Source organism: Streptomyces sp. MAR4 CNX-425, from assembly GCF_048656465.1.
Taxonomy (GTDB): Bacteria; Actinomycetota; Actinomycetes; order Streptomycetales; family Streptomycetaceae; genus Streptomyces.
In genome coordinates, this window is sequence record NZ_JBMDLF010000011.1 from 100,851 (window position 1) to 115,918 (window position 15,068).

Sequence of the window (15,068 nt, forward strand, 5' to 3'; positions counted from 1 at the left end):
GTCCGGTCTGCCCTTCGCTCCGCCCGCGTCACCCTTCCCGTACGGTCCCCGCGAGGTCCGCGAACTCCCCCCACGTCAGCTCCGGCCGCCGCGGGTCCCACACCTTCTGCGCCAGCGCCGCCAGCGGCAGCCTCACGCCCCGGGCCACCTCCCGCGGCGTCTGCGCCCCCGCCAGGTCGCACCAGACCGCGAACCGGGCGCCGAGCACTTTCTCCGGCCCCGCCAGCCGCTCCGGCACCGGCCGCGTCCCGCGCAGCACCGCCGGTGTCCACTCCTTGTAGATCCGCTCGCCCGTGGGGTAGGTGAAGTCGTTGGGCTCGCCGAGTACGTAGTACAGATATTCGTCGTTGAGGTTCACCAGCCGGCGGCCGTCCTCCAGGAACGCCTGCGGGTCGCGCGCGAACGCCTCCTTGCCCGTCCAGTACTCGACCTCCCGGTCCCGGTCCGGCCCGATCTTCGCGCCCGGGATGAAGCCGTCGTTCCACGCCTTGACCTTCTTGCCGAGCTTCTTGACCGTGTCCGCGCGCTCGTTGAGCCAGGAGGCGGTGAGGTCGGCGACGGTCGCGCCGGCGCCGAGGCGCTCGCGGGCGGCGGCGGCCAGGTGCGGGTAGCGGGCGTCGGGGTCGCTCGACATCAGCGCGACGTACTCGTCGCCGCCGATGTGCCAGTACGGGCCGGGGAAGAGGGGCGCGTACTCCTTGAAGAGGTCGTCCACGAGCCGGGCCGCGCGGGGCTTCGAGATGTCGATCGCGCCCTGCACCGGGGTGCCTTCCGGGGTCTTCAGCTGGAGGCCGGGGTGGGCGTCGAGGACGGCGCCGAGGTGGCCGGGGGAGTCGATCTCGGGGATGACGGTGATGTGCAGCTCGGCGGCGAGGCCGACGATCTCCTTCAGCTCCGCCTTGGTGAGGTGCGGGTCGGAGACCACCTCGGGGTGGCTGTCGCTCTCGACGCGGAATGCCTGGTCGTCGGAGAGGTGGAGGTGGAGCTGGTTGAGCTTGAGGTCGGCCATCTCCCGCAGCCGGTCGGACAGCCACGCGGCGCTGAAGTGCTTGCGGGCGATGTCGACCATGAACCCGCGCTGCGGGCGGTCGGGACGGTCGTCGACGCGCCCGGCCGGTACGCCGCCGTCGGCGCGTACGGCCTGGAGGAGGGTGCGGGTGCCGTAGAAGACGCCGGTGTCGGTGGCGGCGGTGACGGTGGCGCGGCCGTCGGCGACGTCGATGCGGTACGCCTCGGGGCCGCCGGGGCGGCGGGGGTCGAGGCGGAGGAGGACGTCGCCGGCGCGCCGGCCGAGTCCGGGGGTGCCGCCGCCCCCGCCGTCCTTGCCGTCGTCGTCCGCGTAGCGCATGCCGAGTTCGCCGCCGAGGCGCATGGCCTCGTCCAGCAGCTCGCCGTCCCCGGCGACCACGCGCGCGTGCCCGACGGGCCGCCATCCGGTGCCGTCGGCGCGCTCGAAGGAGCGGACGGCGGGGACGGTACGGGGGTCGGGGAGCGGCTTGCGCCGGTCGGCGGCCCGGGACGGGGTGGTGCGGCGGTCCGCGTCGTCGGCCGCGTCCTCGTCGGCGGTGGGGGCGGACGCGGTGCCGCCGTGCGCGGGGCGCTGGGCCGCGGCGCCGCCCTCCGGTCCGCCGTCGCCGCCGTCGATCACGGGGCGCAGGGCGAGGAGCACCGCGGCGGCGGCGAGGGCGGCGGCCACGGTCCAGTACAGCGCGCGCCGGGGGCCGCGGAGGGCGCGGAGCGGCCCGGCGGCCGGGAGGCGGGCGTGCCGGCCGCCGGGGGAGCGGTGCGGGCGGCGGGGCGTACGCGGCGGGAATCGCATGGGGTGGGGACCTCCCGAACGGCCACGGACAGGGTGTGGGGGCGCAGCGTGGGGACGATCAGGACTCCTGTCGACTCATTCCGATAAACCTTCCCGTACGGGTGAACTCCCGGCCGATGCGACCGGAATGTTCGGTTCCGGACACTAGCGTGGCGCAGCGCTGTTCGACCGTAGCCGTCCCCGGCGCGCGCCCGCGCGCCCGGCACGCCATCCACGCACCAGGGAGACCGCTCTGCCCGCATCCGCCCCGCACGCCGCCCCGGCCGCCGGCACGGAAGGCGCCGCCGGCACCGGAGTCGCGGCCCCGCCCGCCGGCGCCGCCGTCCCCACCGGCGCCGCCGTCCCCACCGGCGCCGCCGTCCCCGCCGGCCTCGCCGCCTTCAACGCCGCGCCCGCCGCCGACGCCGAGCGCGCCCTCCTCGGCTGCCTCGACGACCGCCACTGGGCCCGCCGGCTCGCCGCCCACCGCCCGTACCCCGACCTCGACGCGCTCCTCGCCGCCGCCGACGAGGCCAGCTACGACCTCGCCCCCGGCGCCGTCGCCGGCGCGCTGAGCGACGAGGCCGCCGCCCTGCCCCCGGGCGCCGGGCCCGCAGAGCGCACCGCGCTGCGGGCCGCGCACGCCGCGTACGAGAGCCGCTTCGGCCACGCCTTCGTCCTGTGCCTCGACGGCTGCCCCGAGGGCGAGCGGCTGGACCGCACGCTGGCCGCGATCCGCGCCCGCCTGGGCGGTGAGCCGGACGAAGAGCGCCTCGTCGCCGCCGACGAACTCCGCCGCCTCGCCCGCGGCCGGCTGACCCGCCTGCTGGCATCGGGCCCGGCGACGCCCCGCGCCAACGGGCGCAAGGGAGCGTAACCGCCTCGGCTCTCCCTCCCGTCAGTGCCGTGCGGTCATCCGCAACCCCCACTCGCCCACGGCACGCGGGCGCGCGTGGCCGATACCCAGGCGCCCGGCGCGGGCGGGCCCGGCACCGCCGGGCGAAAAGGGGCGTAACCGCCCCGATCCCCACGCCCGCCAGCGGCGTTAGGCCACGCGCGTGCCTGATTGATCACACCTGCACCCCCATGACCGGTGTGCCGACGCACCGTCGCTACGATGGCGAAGGCCGGTGGACCGTACCCGGCCGGGTCATGACCGACAGTGCAGTACCGAGCCCTGACGGCCGGCCCCCGATCAGTTTCCGGAGGGTTTTTTCCGTGCCGGCTGGAACGCTCTACCGCGGCCGGGAAGGCATGTGGTCCTGGGTGGCGCACCGCGTCACCGGCGTCCTCATCTTCTTCTTCCTGTTCGTCCACGTCCTCGACACCGCCCTGGTGCGGGTCTCTCCCGAGGCGTACGACGACGTGGTGGCCACGTACAAGACGCCGATCGTGTCGCTGCTGGAGTACGGGCTCGTCGCCGCGGTCCTCTTCCACGCGCTGAACGGGCTGCGCGTCGTCGCCGTCGACTTCTGGTCGAAGGGCGTCCGGCTGCAGAAGCCGATGCTGTGGACCGTGGTCGGGATCTGGGCGGTGCTCATGGCCGGGGCGGCCTATCCGGTGCTCGGTCACGCCGCGCGAGAGCTGTTCGGGAGCTGATGACCATGGCCACCTCCGATGTCGAACTGACCGGCTCCTCCGCCGCGTACTCCCCGGACAACCCCGCCCCGCTCATCGAGGCCCCGCGCGCCCGCACGCCGCGCACCGCCCGGTCGACCGGCCGTTCCCGCACCAACTTCGAGCTGTACGGCTGGGTGTTCATGCGGCTGTCGGGGATCGTGCTCGCGGTCCTCGTCGTCGGCCACCTGCTGATCCAGCTGGTGCTGGACGGCGGCGTCAGCAAGGTCAGCTTCGCCTTCGTCGCCGGCCGCTGGGCGTCCCCGTTCTGGCAGGGCTGGGACCTGCTCATGCTCTGGCTCGCGATGCTGCACGGCGCCAACGGGCTGCGCACGGTCATCAACGACTACGCCGAGCGCGACGGCACCCGCTTCTGGCTGAAGATGCTGCTGTACGCCGCCACGGTCTTCACCGTCCTCCTGGGCACGCTGGTGATCTTCACCTTCGACCCGAACATCCGCTGACGCGGGCGAAGAGGTTCCCCTCATGCAGATCCACAAGTACGACACCGTGATCGTCGGCGCGGGCGGCGCCGGCATGCGCGCCGCCATCGAGGCGACGAAGCGCAGCCGCACCGCCGTGCTGACCAAGCTGTACCCGACGCGCTCCCACACCGGCGCCGCGCAGGGCGGCATGGCCGCCGCCCTCGCGAACGTCGAGGAGGACAACTGGGAGTGGCACACCTTCGACACCGTCAAGGGCGGCGACTACCTCGTCGACCAGGACGCCGCCGAGATCCTGGCGAAGGAGGCCATCGACGCGGTCCTCGACCTGGAGAAGATGGGCCTGCCCTTCAACCGCACCCCGCAGGGCCGCATCGACCAGCGCCGCTTCGGCGGCCACTCCCGCAACCACGGCGAGGCGCCGGTGCGGCGCGCCTGTTACGCGGCCGACCGCACCGGCCACATGATCCTCCAGACGCTCTACCAGAACTGCGTGAAGGAGGGCGTGGAGTTCTTCAACGAGTTCTACGTCCTCGACCAGCTCATCACCGAGGACGCCGGGACCGGGGTGAAGCGGTCCGCCGGCGTGGTCGCGTACGAGCTGGCGACCGGCGAGATCCACGTCTTCCAGGCCAAGGCCGTCGTCTACGCCTCCGGCGGCAACGGCAAGTTCTTCAAGGTGACGTCGAACGCCCACACCCTGACCGGCGACGGGCAGGCGTCGGTGTTCCGCCGCGGGCTGCCGCTGGAGGACATGGAGTTCTTCCAGTTCCACCCGACGGGCATCTGGCGGATGGGCATCCTCCTGACCGAGGGCGCGCGCGGCGAGGGCGGCATCCTGCGCAACAAGGACGGCGAGCGCTTCATGGAGAAGTACGCGCCCGTCATGAAGGACCTCGCCTCGCGCGACGTCGTCTCCCGCGCCATCTACACCGAGATCCGCGAGGGCCGCGGCTGCGGCCCCGAGGGCGACCACGTCTTCCTGGACCTCACCCACCTGCCGCCGGAGCAGCTGGACGCGAAGCTGCCGGACATCACCGAGTTCGCGCGCACGTACCTGGGGATCGAGCCGTACACCGACCCGATCCCGATCCAGCCCACCGCGCACTACGCGATGGGCGGCATCCCCACCAACGTGCGCGGCGAGGTGCTCGCGGACAACACCACCGTCGTCCCCGGGCTGTACGCGGCCGGCGAGGTCGCCTGCGTCTCCGTACACGGCGCCAACCGGCTGGGCACCAACTCGCTGCTCGACATCAACGTCTTCGGCCGCCGCGCGGGCATCGCCGCGGCGGAGTACACGGCGACGGCGGACCACGTCGAGCTGCCCGAGGACCCGGCGGCGTTCGTGGTCGGCGAGGTGGAACGGCTGCGGGACTCCTCCGGGCAGGAGCGGGTCGCGGAGCTGCGGCGCGAGCTGCAGGAGACGATGGACAAGAACGTGATGGTCTTCCGCACCGAGCAGACCATCAAGGAGGCGGTCGAGAAGCTCGCGGAGCTGCGCGAGCGGTACAAGAACGTGAGCATCCAGGACAAGGGCCGGCGGTTCAACACCGACCTGCTGGAGGCGATCGAGCTGGGCAACATGCTCGACCTGGCCGAGGTCATGGCGATCTCCGCGCTCGCCCGCAAGGAGTCGCGGGGCGGCCACTACCGCGAGGACTACCCGAACCGCGACGACGTCAACTTCATGCGCCACACCATGGCGTACCGCGAGGTCGGCGACGACGGCACGGAGACCGTCCGGCTCGACTACAAGCCGGTCGTGCAGACCCGCTACCAGCCGATGGAGCGTAAGTACTGATGGCAACCCCCGTCATGGACAAGGCCGAGGCGGACGCCGCGGGCGCGGCGCCCTCCCCGTACATCACCGCGACGTTCCGCATCCGCCGGTTCAACCCGGAGGCGGCGGCGGAGTCGTACTGGGAGGACTTCCCGGTCGAGATCGACCCCAAGGAGCGGGTCCTCGACGCCCTCCACAAGATCAAGTGGGACATGGACGGCACCCTGACGTTCCGCCGCTCCTGCGCCCATGGCATCTGCGGCTCCGACGCGATGCGCATCAACGGCCGCAACCGGCTGGCGTGCAAGACCCTGATCAAGGACATCGCGCCGGAGAAGCCGATCACCGTGGAGCCGATAAAGGGCCTGACGGTGCAGAAGGACCTGATCGTCGACATGGAGCCGTTCTTCCAGGCGTACCGCGACGTGATGCCGTTCCTGGTGGCCCACGGCAACGAGCCCACCCGGGAGCGCCTCCAGTCCGCGGAGGACCGGGAGCGGTTCGACGACACGACGAAGTGCATCCTGTGCGCGGCGTGCACGAGTTCCTGCCCGGTGTTCTGGAACGACGGCCAGTACTTCGGCCCGGCGGCGATCGTGAACGCGCACCGGTTCATCTTCGACAGCAGGGACGAGGCGGGGGAGCAGCGCCTGGAGATCCTGAACGACAAGGACGGCGTGTGGCGCTGCCGCACGACGTTCAACTGCACGGACGCCTGCCCCCGGGGGATCGAGGTCACGAAGGCGATCCAGGAGGTCAAGCGCGCGCTGATCACGCGGCGCTTCTAGAAGCGGCAGCCCCGGCCCCGGCCCCCGCGCACGGCGGGCGGGAGCCGGGCCGTCAGGGACGTGCAGTCCACGGCGACCGCCGCCCCCTGCACGGGGGAGCCGATGGGAACGGTCACCACCGTGTCCGGGGCGCCCCGGGTCAGTCCAGCCGGTCCAGGATCAGCGGGGTGCGGTCCACCGTCGTGCCCGGCGGGGCCACCTCGTACGCGCCCTCCAGCGCCGCCAGCGCCTCCGGGATCCGCTCCGGGGTGTCCGTGTGCAGCGTCAGCAGCGGCTGGCCCGCCGTCACCGACGTGCCCGGCTTCGCGTGCAGTTCCACGCCCGCGGCCGCCTGCACCGGGTCCTCCTTGCGGGCGCGGCCCGCGCCCAGGCGCCAGGCCGCCAGGCCCACCGCGTAGGCGTCCAGGCGGGTGAGGACGCCCGTCGTCGGGACCGGGACCGGGTGGGTTTCGCGGGCCACCGGGAGGGGGGCGGACGGGTCGCCGCCCTGGGCGGCGATCATGCGGCGCCAGACGTCCATCGCCGAGCCGTCCGCCAGCGCCTTCGCCGGGTCCGCGGCCGGCAGGCCGGCCGCCGTCAGCATCTCGGCGGCCAGCGCGAGGGTCAGCTCCACGACGTCCGCCGGGCCGCCGCCCGCCAGGACCTCCAGCGACTCGCGGACCTCCAGCGCGTTGCCGGCGGTCAGCCCCAGCGGGGTGGACATGCCGGTGAGCAGCGCCACGGTGCGCAGCCCGTGGTCGTTGCCCAGCTCCACCATCGTCGCGGCCAGTTCGCGCGCCCGGTCCAGGTCCTTCATGAACGCGCCGGAGCCCACCTTCACGTCCAGCACCAGCGCGCCCGTACCCTCCGCGATCTTCTTCGACATGATCGAGGAGGCGATCAGCGGGAGGGACTCCACCGTCCCGGTCACGTCCCGCAGCGCGTAGAGCTTGCGGTCCGCCGGCGCCAGGCCCGTGCCCGGGGCGCAGATGACGGCGCCGACGTCGCGGAGGGTCGCCATCATCTCGTCGTTCGACAGCGCGGCCCGCCAGCCGGGGATCGACTCCAGTTTGTCGAGGGTGCCGCCGGTGTGGCCGAGGCCGCGGCCCGACAGCTGCGGCACGGCCGCGCCGCAGGCGGCGACGAGCGGGGCCAGCGGCAGCGTGATCTTGTCGCCGATGCCGCCGGTGGAGTGCTTGTCGGCCGTGGGGCGGGGCAGCGCGCCGAAGTCCATGCGCTCGCCGGAGGCGATCATCGCGGCGGTCCAGCGGGCGATCTCGTCGCGGTCCATGCCGTTGAGGAGTATCGCCATGGCCAGCGCGGACATCTGCTCGTCGGCGACCTCGCCGCGGGTGTACGCGTCCACGACCCAGTCGATCTGCTCGTCGGTGAGCCGCTCGCGGTCGCGCTTGGCGCGGATGACGGAGATGGCGTCCATCAGTTCTGCGATCCCTCGCTTTCATACCTCTGATCGAGGTCGTACGGGCCGAAGGCGTCCGGCAGCAACTCGGCCAGCGGCCGGACGCCCGACGGGGTGTCCAGCAGCAGCCCGGGACCGCCGTGTTCGCTGAGCAGCTGGCGGCAGCGGCCGCACGGCAGGATCAGCCGCCCGTCGCCGTTGACGCAGGTGAAGTGGGTGAGCCGGCCGCCGCCGGTGGCGTGCAGGGCGGAGACGAGGCCGCACTCGGCGCACAGCCCGACGCCGTAGGAGGCGTTCTCCACGTTGCAGCCGACGACCGTGCGGCCGTCGTCCACCAGCGCCGCGGCGCCCACCGGATAGCGCGAGTAGGGGGCGTACGCCCGGGACATCGCGTCCCGGGCCGCGCGCCGCAGCGCCTCCCAGTCCGGAGAGTCCGGGGAGCCCGGGGAGTCCGTCATGTGCTCTCCCCCCTCCGGTAGCGCTTGCCGATCCACCTCGGCACCCGCAGCCGCTGCGCGAACACCGCCAGCACCACCAGCGTGGTGACGTACGGCGTGGCCTCCACGACCTCGCGCGGCACGGAGTCCGTGGCCGCGTACAGCGCCCCGAGGAGCACCGCCGCCACGCCCGCCGCGATCGCCGCCCGGGCGCCGCCGCGTACGTACTTCCACACCGCGTACGCCGCCAGCAGCACCGCCAGCAGCAGGAACAGCGCGTGCACCGCCTCGCCGCCGCCGCGCAGCTGGAGGCTGTCGGTGAAGCCGAAGAGCCCGGCGGCCATCGCGGTGCCGCCCGGCCGCCAGTTGCCGAAGATCATCGACGCCAGGCCGATGTACCCGCGGCCGCCGGTCTGGCCCTCCAGGTAGAGGTGGGTGAACGTGACGAGGAACGCCCCGCCCAGCCCGGCGAGCGCGCCGGAGACGGCCAGCGCCGCGTACTTGTACAGGTAGACGTTCACGCCCAGCGACTCGGCGGCCACCGGGTTCTCGCCGCAGGACCGCAGCCGCAGCCCGAACGCCGAGCGCCACAGCACGAAGTACGTGAGCACGAACAGCGCCGCCGCGACCAGGATCAGGTACGACACGTCGTGGGTGAGCCCGCGCAGGATGCCGGCGGTGTCGGAGAGGAAGAACCAGTGTTTCTCCTCCAGGTCCCCCAGCCAGTCGGAGAGTCCGGGCACGGAGAACGTGTTCATGTCGTCGACCTGCGGCGACTGCTTGTCGGTGCCGCCGGCCTCCAGGGCGTCCCCGTCCGCGAAGAAGATTTTCGCGAGGTACTGGGTGGTGCCCAGCGCGAGGATGTTGATCGCGACGCCGGAGACGATGTGGTCGACGCCGAACGTGACCGTGGCCATCGCGTGCACCAGCCCGCCCAGCGCGCCGCCGATGACCCCGGCGAGCGCGCCCGCCCACGGCCCGTGCTGCCAGCCGATCCAGCCGGCGAAGAACGTGCCGAGGATCATCATGCCTTCGAGGCCGATGTTGATCACGCCGGACCGCTCCGCCCACAGCCCGCCGAGGCCGGCGAGGCCGATCGGCACGGCGAGCGCGAGCGCGCCGCCGATCTGCGCGGAGGCGGTGAGGTTGGTGGTGTCGGTCAGGGCGCGCACCGCGGACAGCAGCAGCAGTCCCGCGGCGACCAGCAGCAGGATCTGCGGCAGCCCGAACCGCCGCTTGCCGCTGTCGGCGGGCGGCCGCCCCGCGGGCGTGACAGTGCCCGTCTTGCTCACCGTGCTCATGCGCCGGCCCCCGCCTTCTCGGTCTTACGTGCCTGGGCCAGCTCCTCGCCGACGCGGCGCTGCTGGTCCCGCAGCGCCCAGCGGCGGACCACCTCGTAGGCGATGACGACGCAGAGCACGATGATGCCCTTGATGACCTCGACGATCTTCTGGTCGTAGCCCTCGAACTCCAGCTGCGTGCCGGTGCGCTCCAGGAAGGCCCAGAGCAGCGCGCCGAGCGCGATGCCGACCGGGTGGTTGCGGCCGAGGAGGGCGATGGCGATCCCGGTGAAGCCGACGCCGAGCGGGAAGTCGGTGCCGTAGTTGTACGACTCGCCGAGCAGCGTCGGCATCCCGACCAGGCCGGCGACGGCGCCGGAGAGCACCATGCTGGTGACGACCATGCGCTTGACGTCCACGCCGCTGGCCGCGGCGGCGGTCTCGGACCGGCCGACGCTGCGCAGGTCGAAGCCGAAGCGGGTGCGGTTGAGGATGAACCAGTACAGGAAGCCGGCGAGGACGGCGAAGACGACGAAGCCGTTGATGTCCCCGACCGAGGTCCCGAACATGAAGATGTGGCTGGACTCCGGGATGTTCGGGGTGTGGGTGAGGTTCCCGTCCTTCTCGCCGAGGCGGCCCGCGGTGAGGTAGTAGCCGATGACGGCGCCGGCGATCGAGTTGAGCATGATCGTCGTGATGACCTCGCTGACCCCGCGGGTGGTGCGCAGCAGGCCCGCGATGCCCGCCCAGATCGCGCCGACGCCCATGGCGACCAGGATGATCAGCGGGATCTGGATGAGGCCCGGCAGCGACAGCGCGCCGCCGACGGCCGCGGCGAAGAAGGCCGCGATGCGGTACTGGCCGTCGACGCCGATGTTGAAGAGGTTCATCCGGAAGCCGATGGCGACGGCGAGCGCGGAGAGGAAGAACATCGTCGACTTGTTGACGATGTAGACGGCGCTGCGGTCGGTCGTCCCGAACTCGATCATGATCTGGTAGGCCCGGAACGGGTCCTTCCCGGAGATCAGGATGATCAGCGAGGTCAGCGCCAGCGCGGCGAGGACCGCGAGCACCGGGGCGCCGACCGCCGTGATCAGCTTGTCCCTGTCGAGGCGTTTCATTCCGTACGGCCTCCGCCCTGCCCGCTGTCGCCGCTGTCGCCGGAGTCGCGGGGCGCCCGCGGCGCCGCCTCGTCCTCCAGATGGCCGCTCGCCGCCCCCGTCATCGCGCTGCCCAGCTCCTCCGGGGTGATCGACGCCGGGTCGGCGTCGGCGACCAGCCGGCCGCGGTACATCACCCGCAGCGTGTCGGAGAGCCCGATCAGCTCGTCCAGGTCGGCGGAGATCAGCAGCACCGCCAGGCCCTCGCGGCGGGCCTCGCGGATCTGCTCCCAGATCTCCGCCTGCGCCCCGACGTCCACGCCGCGCGTGGGGTGCGCGGCGATGAGCAGCTTCGGCCGGTGGCTCATCTCCCGGCCGACGATGAGCTTCTGCTGGTTGCCGCCGGAGAGGGAGCCGGCGGTGACGTCGATGCCGGGGGTGCGGACGTCGTACTCCTCGACGATCCGCGCGGTGTCCTTGCGGGCCCCGGCGGTGTCGATGAGCACGCCGCGGCTGTTGGGCCGCTCGGTGGTGTGGCCGAGGATGCGGTTCTCCCAGAGCGGGGCCTCCAGCAGCAGGCCGTGCCGCTGCCGGTCCTCGGGGATGTAGCCGATGCCGCCCTCGCGGCGCCTGCGGGTGGGGGCGTGGCTGATGTCCGCGCCGTCCAGCACGACGCTGCCGCCGTCCGGGTCGCGCAGCCCCATGACGGCCTCGACGAGCTCGGACTGGCCGTTGCCCTCCACGCCGGCGATGCCCAGCACCTCGCCCTGGTGGATGGTGAAGGAGATGCGGTCCAGCACCTCGCGCGGTACGCCGTCGGCGTCGACGGCCGACAGGTGCAGCTCGCCGACCTGGAGCATCGGCAGGTCGGTGACCGTCGACTCGCGGGTCTCGGGGGTGGGCAGCTCGCTGCCCACCATCAGCTCGGCGAGCTGCTTGGAGGTGACGTCCGCGGGCTTGACGGAGGCGACGGTGGTGCCGCGCCGGATGACGGTGATGTCGTCCGCGACGGCGAGCACCTCGCCGAGCTTGTGCGAGATGAACAGCACGGTCAGGCCCTCGGCCTTCAGCTCCCGCAGGTTGTCGAAGAGCGCGTCGACCTCCTGCGGGACGAGCACGGCGGTCGGCTCGTCGAGGATGAGGGTGCGGGCGCCGCGGTAGAGGACCTTGAGGATCTCCACCCGCTGCCGGTCGGCGACCCCGAGGTCCTCGACCAGCACGTCGGGGCGGATGCCGAGGCCGTACGCCGCCGACAGCTCCATGATCTTCGCCCGCGCCCGGTCGCCGATGCCGTGCAGCTTCTCGCTGCCGAGGACGGTGTTCTCCAGCACGGTGAGGTTGTCGGCGAGCATGAAGTGCTGGTGCACCATGCCGATGCCGCGCGCGATGGCGTCGGCCGGGCTGGCGAAGGTGACCGGCGCGCCGTCGAGGGTGATGGTGCCCTCGTCCGGCTTCTGCATGCCGTAGAGGATCTTCATCAGGGTGGACTTGCCCGCGCCGTTCTCGCCGACGAGGGCGTGGACGGTGCCGCGGCGCACGGTGATGTCGATGTCGTGGTTGGCGACGACGCCGGGGAAGCGTTTGGTGATGCCGTGGAGCTCGACGGCGGCGGTGCCGGCCGGTGGATCCGGTGCCGTGGAGCTGCTGCTGGGGGCTGCGATGGCGCACACTCCTCGTCGAGCGCGGTGGATGCGGGGCGGACGTACGCCAGCGCCGTGCTGGACGGCGCTGGCGACGTGACGCGGTTACGGCATATCACGCTACGCGCGTAGTGCCGGAGGCAGATGCACGGGGTCCGGCGGACGGCCGACCCGCTCCGTCCGCCGGACCCCGGGACACGTCCCGCGATCAGGGAGTGTCGCTGACCTTGATCTCGCCGTCGACGATCTTCTGCTTGGCGGCGTCGATCTCGCCCTGGATGTCGTCGATGAAGCCGCCGGAGGTGGCCAGGCTCACGCCGTCGTCCTTGAGCGTGAAGGTCTGGTCGCCGGTGAGCGGCTTGCCGTCCACGACGCTCTTGATCACGTCGTAGACCGCCACGTCGACGTTCTTCACGACCGACGTCAGGATCGAGTCCTTGTAGTCGGCCAGCGCCTTGTCGCGGTACTGGTCGGAGTCGACGCCGATCGCCCAGGCGCCCTCCTGCGCGGCCACGGCCTCGATCGAGCCGGTGCCCGACAGGCCCGCGGCGCTGTAGATGACGTCGGTGCCCTTGTCGAGCATGCCCTCGGCGATGCCCTTGGCGCGCAGCGGGTCCTGGAAGCCCTTGATGTCGCTCTCGTACAGGTACTTCACGTCGATCTTGAGATCCGGGTTGGTGTCCTGGACGCCCTGGACGAAGCCCGCCTCGAACTTCTTGATGAGGTTGTTGTGCACGCCGCCGATGAAGCCGACCTTGTCGGTCTTGGTCTTCAGCGCGGCGGCCACGCCGGCGAGGTACGAGCCCTCGTGCTCGGCGAAGGTGACGCCGGCGACGTTCTTCGCCTGCGACGCCTCGTCTATCACGGCGAAGGTGGTGTCCGGGAAGTCCTTGGCGACCTTGTTGACCGACTTGCCGTACGCGAAGCCGACCCCGATGACCGGGTCGTAGCCCGCCTCGGCGAGGGAGGTGAGCCGCTGCTCGCGGTCGGCCTCGGTCTCGCCCTCGCGGGCGGTCAGCTCCTTGCCGCCGAGGTCGAACTCCTTCCTGGCCTTGTCGTACCCGCGGGCGGCCGACTCGTTGAAGGAGGCGTCGCTGCGGCCGCCGACGTCGAAGGCCAGGCCGACGCCCTTGTCGCTGCTGCCGCTGTCTTCGCTGCTGCACGCAGCACTCGTGAAGGCGAGGGCCGCGGTTGCCACGCCCGCGGCGGCGATCTTGGTTACCCGGCGCAAGAGGACTTCCCCTTCGGTCTTGCGAAGCGCCTCTTTCCGGCGCTGCTTCCGGGGCATCGTAACGCGCGTAGACCAAGCTGAACCTCCGGCAACGAGTCCGTTACCGGATCGTCTCCGCGGCGGTTTCTCCCGCGCCGCGCCCGGCGCCGGTGCGTAGCGGCTGACCTGTGGGTTCGTGGGGTACGGGAGGTACCGGACGGCCCGCGGCGGCCGGGGCGCGGCCCGGTGCCCGGGGCGGGTCGCCGGGCTGGGCGGGGTCCCCCGTACGGGCCGCCGCGGCGGCCAGCCGGGTGGCGTGAAAGGTGATGCCCGTGACGCCGGTGAGGGCGGTGAGGCCGAGGGCGACCACCCCGTGCCAGCCGACCGCGTGGAAGGCGACCGCGCCCGCGGTGGCGCCCGCGCTGTTCCCGACGTAGTACGCCACCTGGTACAGCGCCGTCGCCTGCGCCTTGCCGGTCGTCGCCGCGTGGCTGACGGAGGCGGAGGCGACCGCGTGCCCCGCGAAGAAGCCCGCGGTCAGCAGCACCAGCCCGGCCAGGACGGCGGCCAGCGAGTCGCTCAGCGTCAGCAGCAGCCCGGCGGCGGTGGTGCCGGCGGCGGCGTACAGGGTGCCGCGGCGGCCGAGGCGGGCGACGAGGCGGCCGGCGGCGGCGGAGGAGCCGGTGCCGACGAGGTAGATGACGAAGACCGAGCCGATGAGGCCCGCGGAGAGGCCGAACGGCTCGCCGGCCAGCCGGTAGCCGATCATCGTGTAGACCGAGCCGAAGACCGCCATGAACAGCAGCCCGATCGCGTACAGCCGGCGCATCAGCCCGTCGGCGAGATGGCCGCGCACGGTCCGCGCCACCGCCCGCGGCGCCAGCGGCGCGGCGGTGAAGTGCCGGGCGCGCGGTAGCAGTACGCGGAACGCGACCGCGCAGAGCAGCGACAGCACGGCGACGGTGCCCAGCGCCGCGCGCCAGCCCCACGCCTCCGCCGTCCAGCCGGTGAGGATGCGGCCGGCCATGCCGCCGACGCTGTTGCCCGCGACGAAGAGCCCCACGGCGCCGATCACCGCCCGGCCCCGTACCTCCTCGCCGATGAACGCGATCGCCGACGCCGGAATCCCCGCGATCGCCGCGCCCTGCGCCGTCCGCAGCGCGATGAGCGAACCCAGGTCGGGCGCGAAGGGCATGGCCAGCCCCAGCAGCACGGCCGCGGCCAGCGCCCACGTCATCGTCCGCTGCCGCCCGAAGCGTTCGGAGACCGCGCTGAGCGGCAGCACGGCGAGCGCGAGGGCGGCGGTGGTGGCGGAGACGGTCCAGCTGGCGGCGCCGGGGCTGACGCCGAGGTCGGCGGAGAGGGCGGGCAGCAGGGCCTGGGTGGCGAAGAGGAGGGTGAAGGTGGCGACACCGGCGGCGAACAGGGCCAGGAGCACGCGGCGGTAGCCGGGCTCGCCGGGTGCGTGTTTCGGGAGGGCGCTCACCTGGGCGGGCATGCGTCGAACGTACGGCCGGGTTCGTTCATGCGTCCAATGCGGAAAGCGGCGATAATCGATGCCGTGGTGCATGAG

General features: G+C 72.6%; 13 protein-coding genes. 5 read left to right on the forward strand and 8 right to left on the reverse strand.

What is annotated here, in order from left to right; genetic code table 11:
- Nucleotides 1-28: 28 nt before the first annotated feature.
- Nucleotides 29-1,819 carry a beta-N-acetylhexosaminidase gene (locus tag ACHZ99_RS27160; RefSeq protein WP_420307393.1) on the reverse strand — a complete coding sequence of 597 codons (1,791 nt, stop codon included), beginning with the start codon at nt 1,817-1,819 and terminating at the stop codon, nt 29-31.
- A gap of 232 nt (nt 1,820-2,051) precedes the next feature.
- Between ACHZ99_RS27160 and ACHZ99_RS27165 the strand changes: the two genes are divergently transcribed.
- The 5 genes from ACHZ99_RS27165 to ACHZ99_RS27185 all read left to right on the forward strand — a co-directional run bounded on the left by ACHZ99_RS27165 (nt 2,052) and on the right by ACHZ99_RS27185 (nt 6,429).
- On the forward strand, nt 2,052-2,675 hold the full coding sequence (locus ACHZ99_RS27165; RefSeq protein ID WP_420307553.1) for a 2-oxo-4-hydroxy-4-carboxy-5-ureidoimidazoline decarboxylase: 624 nt from the start codon (nt 2,052-2,054) through the stop codon (nt 2,673-2,675).
- Between the two features lie 341 nt (nt 2,676-3,016).
- Nucleotides 3,017-3,397, forward strand: a complete 381-nt coding sequence (sdhC, locus tag ACHZ99_RS27170) for a succinate dehydrogenase, cytochrome b556 subunit (RefSeq protein ID WP_420307394.1) — start codon at nt 3,017-3,019, stop codon at nt 3,395-3,397.
- Nucleotides 3,397-3,879 (forward strand): succinate dehydrogenase hydrophobic membrane anchor subunit, encoded by a 483-nt coding sequence (locus ACHZ99_RS27175; RefSeq protein ID WP_420307395.1) that lies wholly within the window; start codon nt 3,397-3,399, stop codon nt 3,877-3,879. The genes sdhC and ACHZ99_RS27175 overlap by 1 nt, the downstream gene beginning before the upstream one ends.
- 22 nt (nt 3,880-3,901) lie before the next feature.
- Nucleotides 3,902-5,662 carry a succinate dehydrogenase flavoprotein subunit gene (gene sdhA, locus ACHZ99_RS27180; RefSeq protein ID WP_420307396.1) on the forward strand — a complete coding sequence of 587 codons (1,761 nt, stop codon included), beginning with the start codon at nt 3,902-3,904 and terminating at the stop codon, nt 5,660-5,662.
- Nucleotides 5,662-6,429, forward strand: a complete 768-nt coding sequence (locus tag ACHZ99_RS27185) for a succinate dehydrogenase iron-sulfur subunit (RefSeq protein ID WP_420307397.1) — start codon at nt 5,662-5,664, stop codon at nt 6,427-6,429. Before sdhA ends, ACHZ99_RS27185 begins: the two co-directional genes overlap by 1 nt.
- Before the next feature lie 139 nt (nt 6,430-6,568).
- Here ACHZ99_RS27185 and ACHZ99_RS27190 read toward each other — a convergent pair whose 3' ends face one another.
- The 7 genes from ACHZ99_RS27190 to ACHZ99_RS27220 all read right to left on the reverse strand — a co-directional run bounded on the left by ACHZ99_RS27190 (nt 6,569) and on the right by ACHZ99_RS27220 (nt 14,993).
- A complete protein-coding gene (locus ACHZ99_RS27190) occupies nt 6,569-7,846 on the reverse strand; it encodes a thymidine phosphorylase (protein ID WP_420307398.1) in 1,278 nt (425 codons plus the stop codon).
- Nucleotides 7,846-8,286, reverse strand: coding sequence for a cytidine deaminase (locus tag ACHZ99_RS27195; RefSeq protein ID WP_420307399.1), 441 nt, complete (start codon nt 8,284-8,286; stop codon nt 7,846-7,848). The genes ACHZ99_RS27190 and ACHZ99_RS27195 overlap by 1 nt, the downstream gene beginning before the upstream one ends.
- Nucleotides 8,283-9,566, reverse strand: coding sequence for an ABC transporter permease (locus tag ACHZ99_RS27200; protein WP_420307400.1), 1,284 nt, complete (start codon nt 9,564-9,566; stop codon nt 8,283-8,285). Before ACHZ99_RS27200 ends, ACHZ99_RS27195 begins: the two co-directional genes overlap by 4 nt.
- Entirely contained in the window at nt 9,563-10,666 is a 1,104-nt protein-coding gene (locus ACHZ99_RS27205; protein ID WP_420307401.1) for an ABC transporter permease, read from the reverse strand. Before ACHZ99_RS27205 ends, ACHZ99_RS27200 begins: the two co-directional genes overlap by 4 nt.
- The gene (locus tag ACHZ99_RS27210; RefSeq protein ID WP_420307402.1) at nt 10,663-12,315 is read right to left on the reverse strand and encodes an ABC transporter ATP-binding protein; all 1,653 of its coding nucleotides are present in this window, start codon (nt 12,313-12,315) and stop codon (nt 10,663-10,665) included. The genes ACHZ99_RS27205 and ACHZ99_RS27210 overlap by 4 nt, the downstream gene beginning before the upstream one ends.
- Nucleotides 12,316-12,493: 178 nt before the next feature.
- Entirely contained in the window at nt 12,494-13,516 is a 1,023-nt protein-coding gene (locus tag ACHZ99_RS27215) for a BMP family lipoprotein (protein WP_420307403.1), read from the reverse strand.
- Nucleotides 13,517-13,616: 100 nt separating this feature from the next.
- Complete coding sequence (locus ACHZ99_RS27220; protein WP_420307404.1) at nt 13,617-14,993, reverse strand: MFS transporter; 1,377 nt, start codon at nt 14,991-14,993, stop codon at nt 13,617-13,619.
- Nucleotides 14,994-15,068 lie beyond the last annotated feature (75 nt).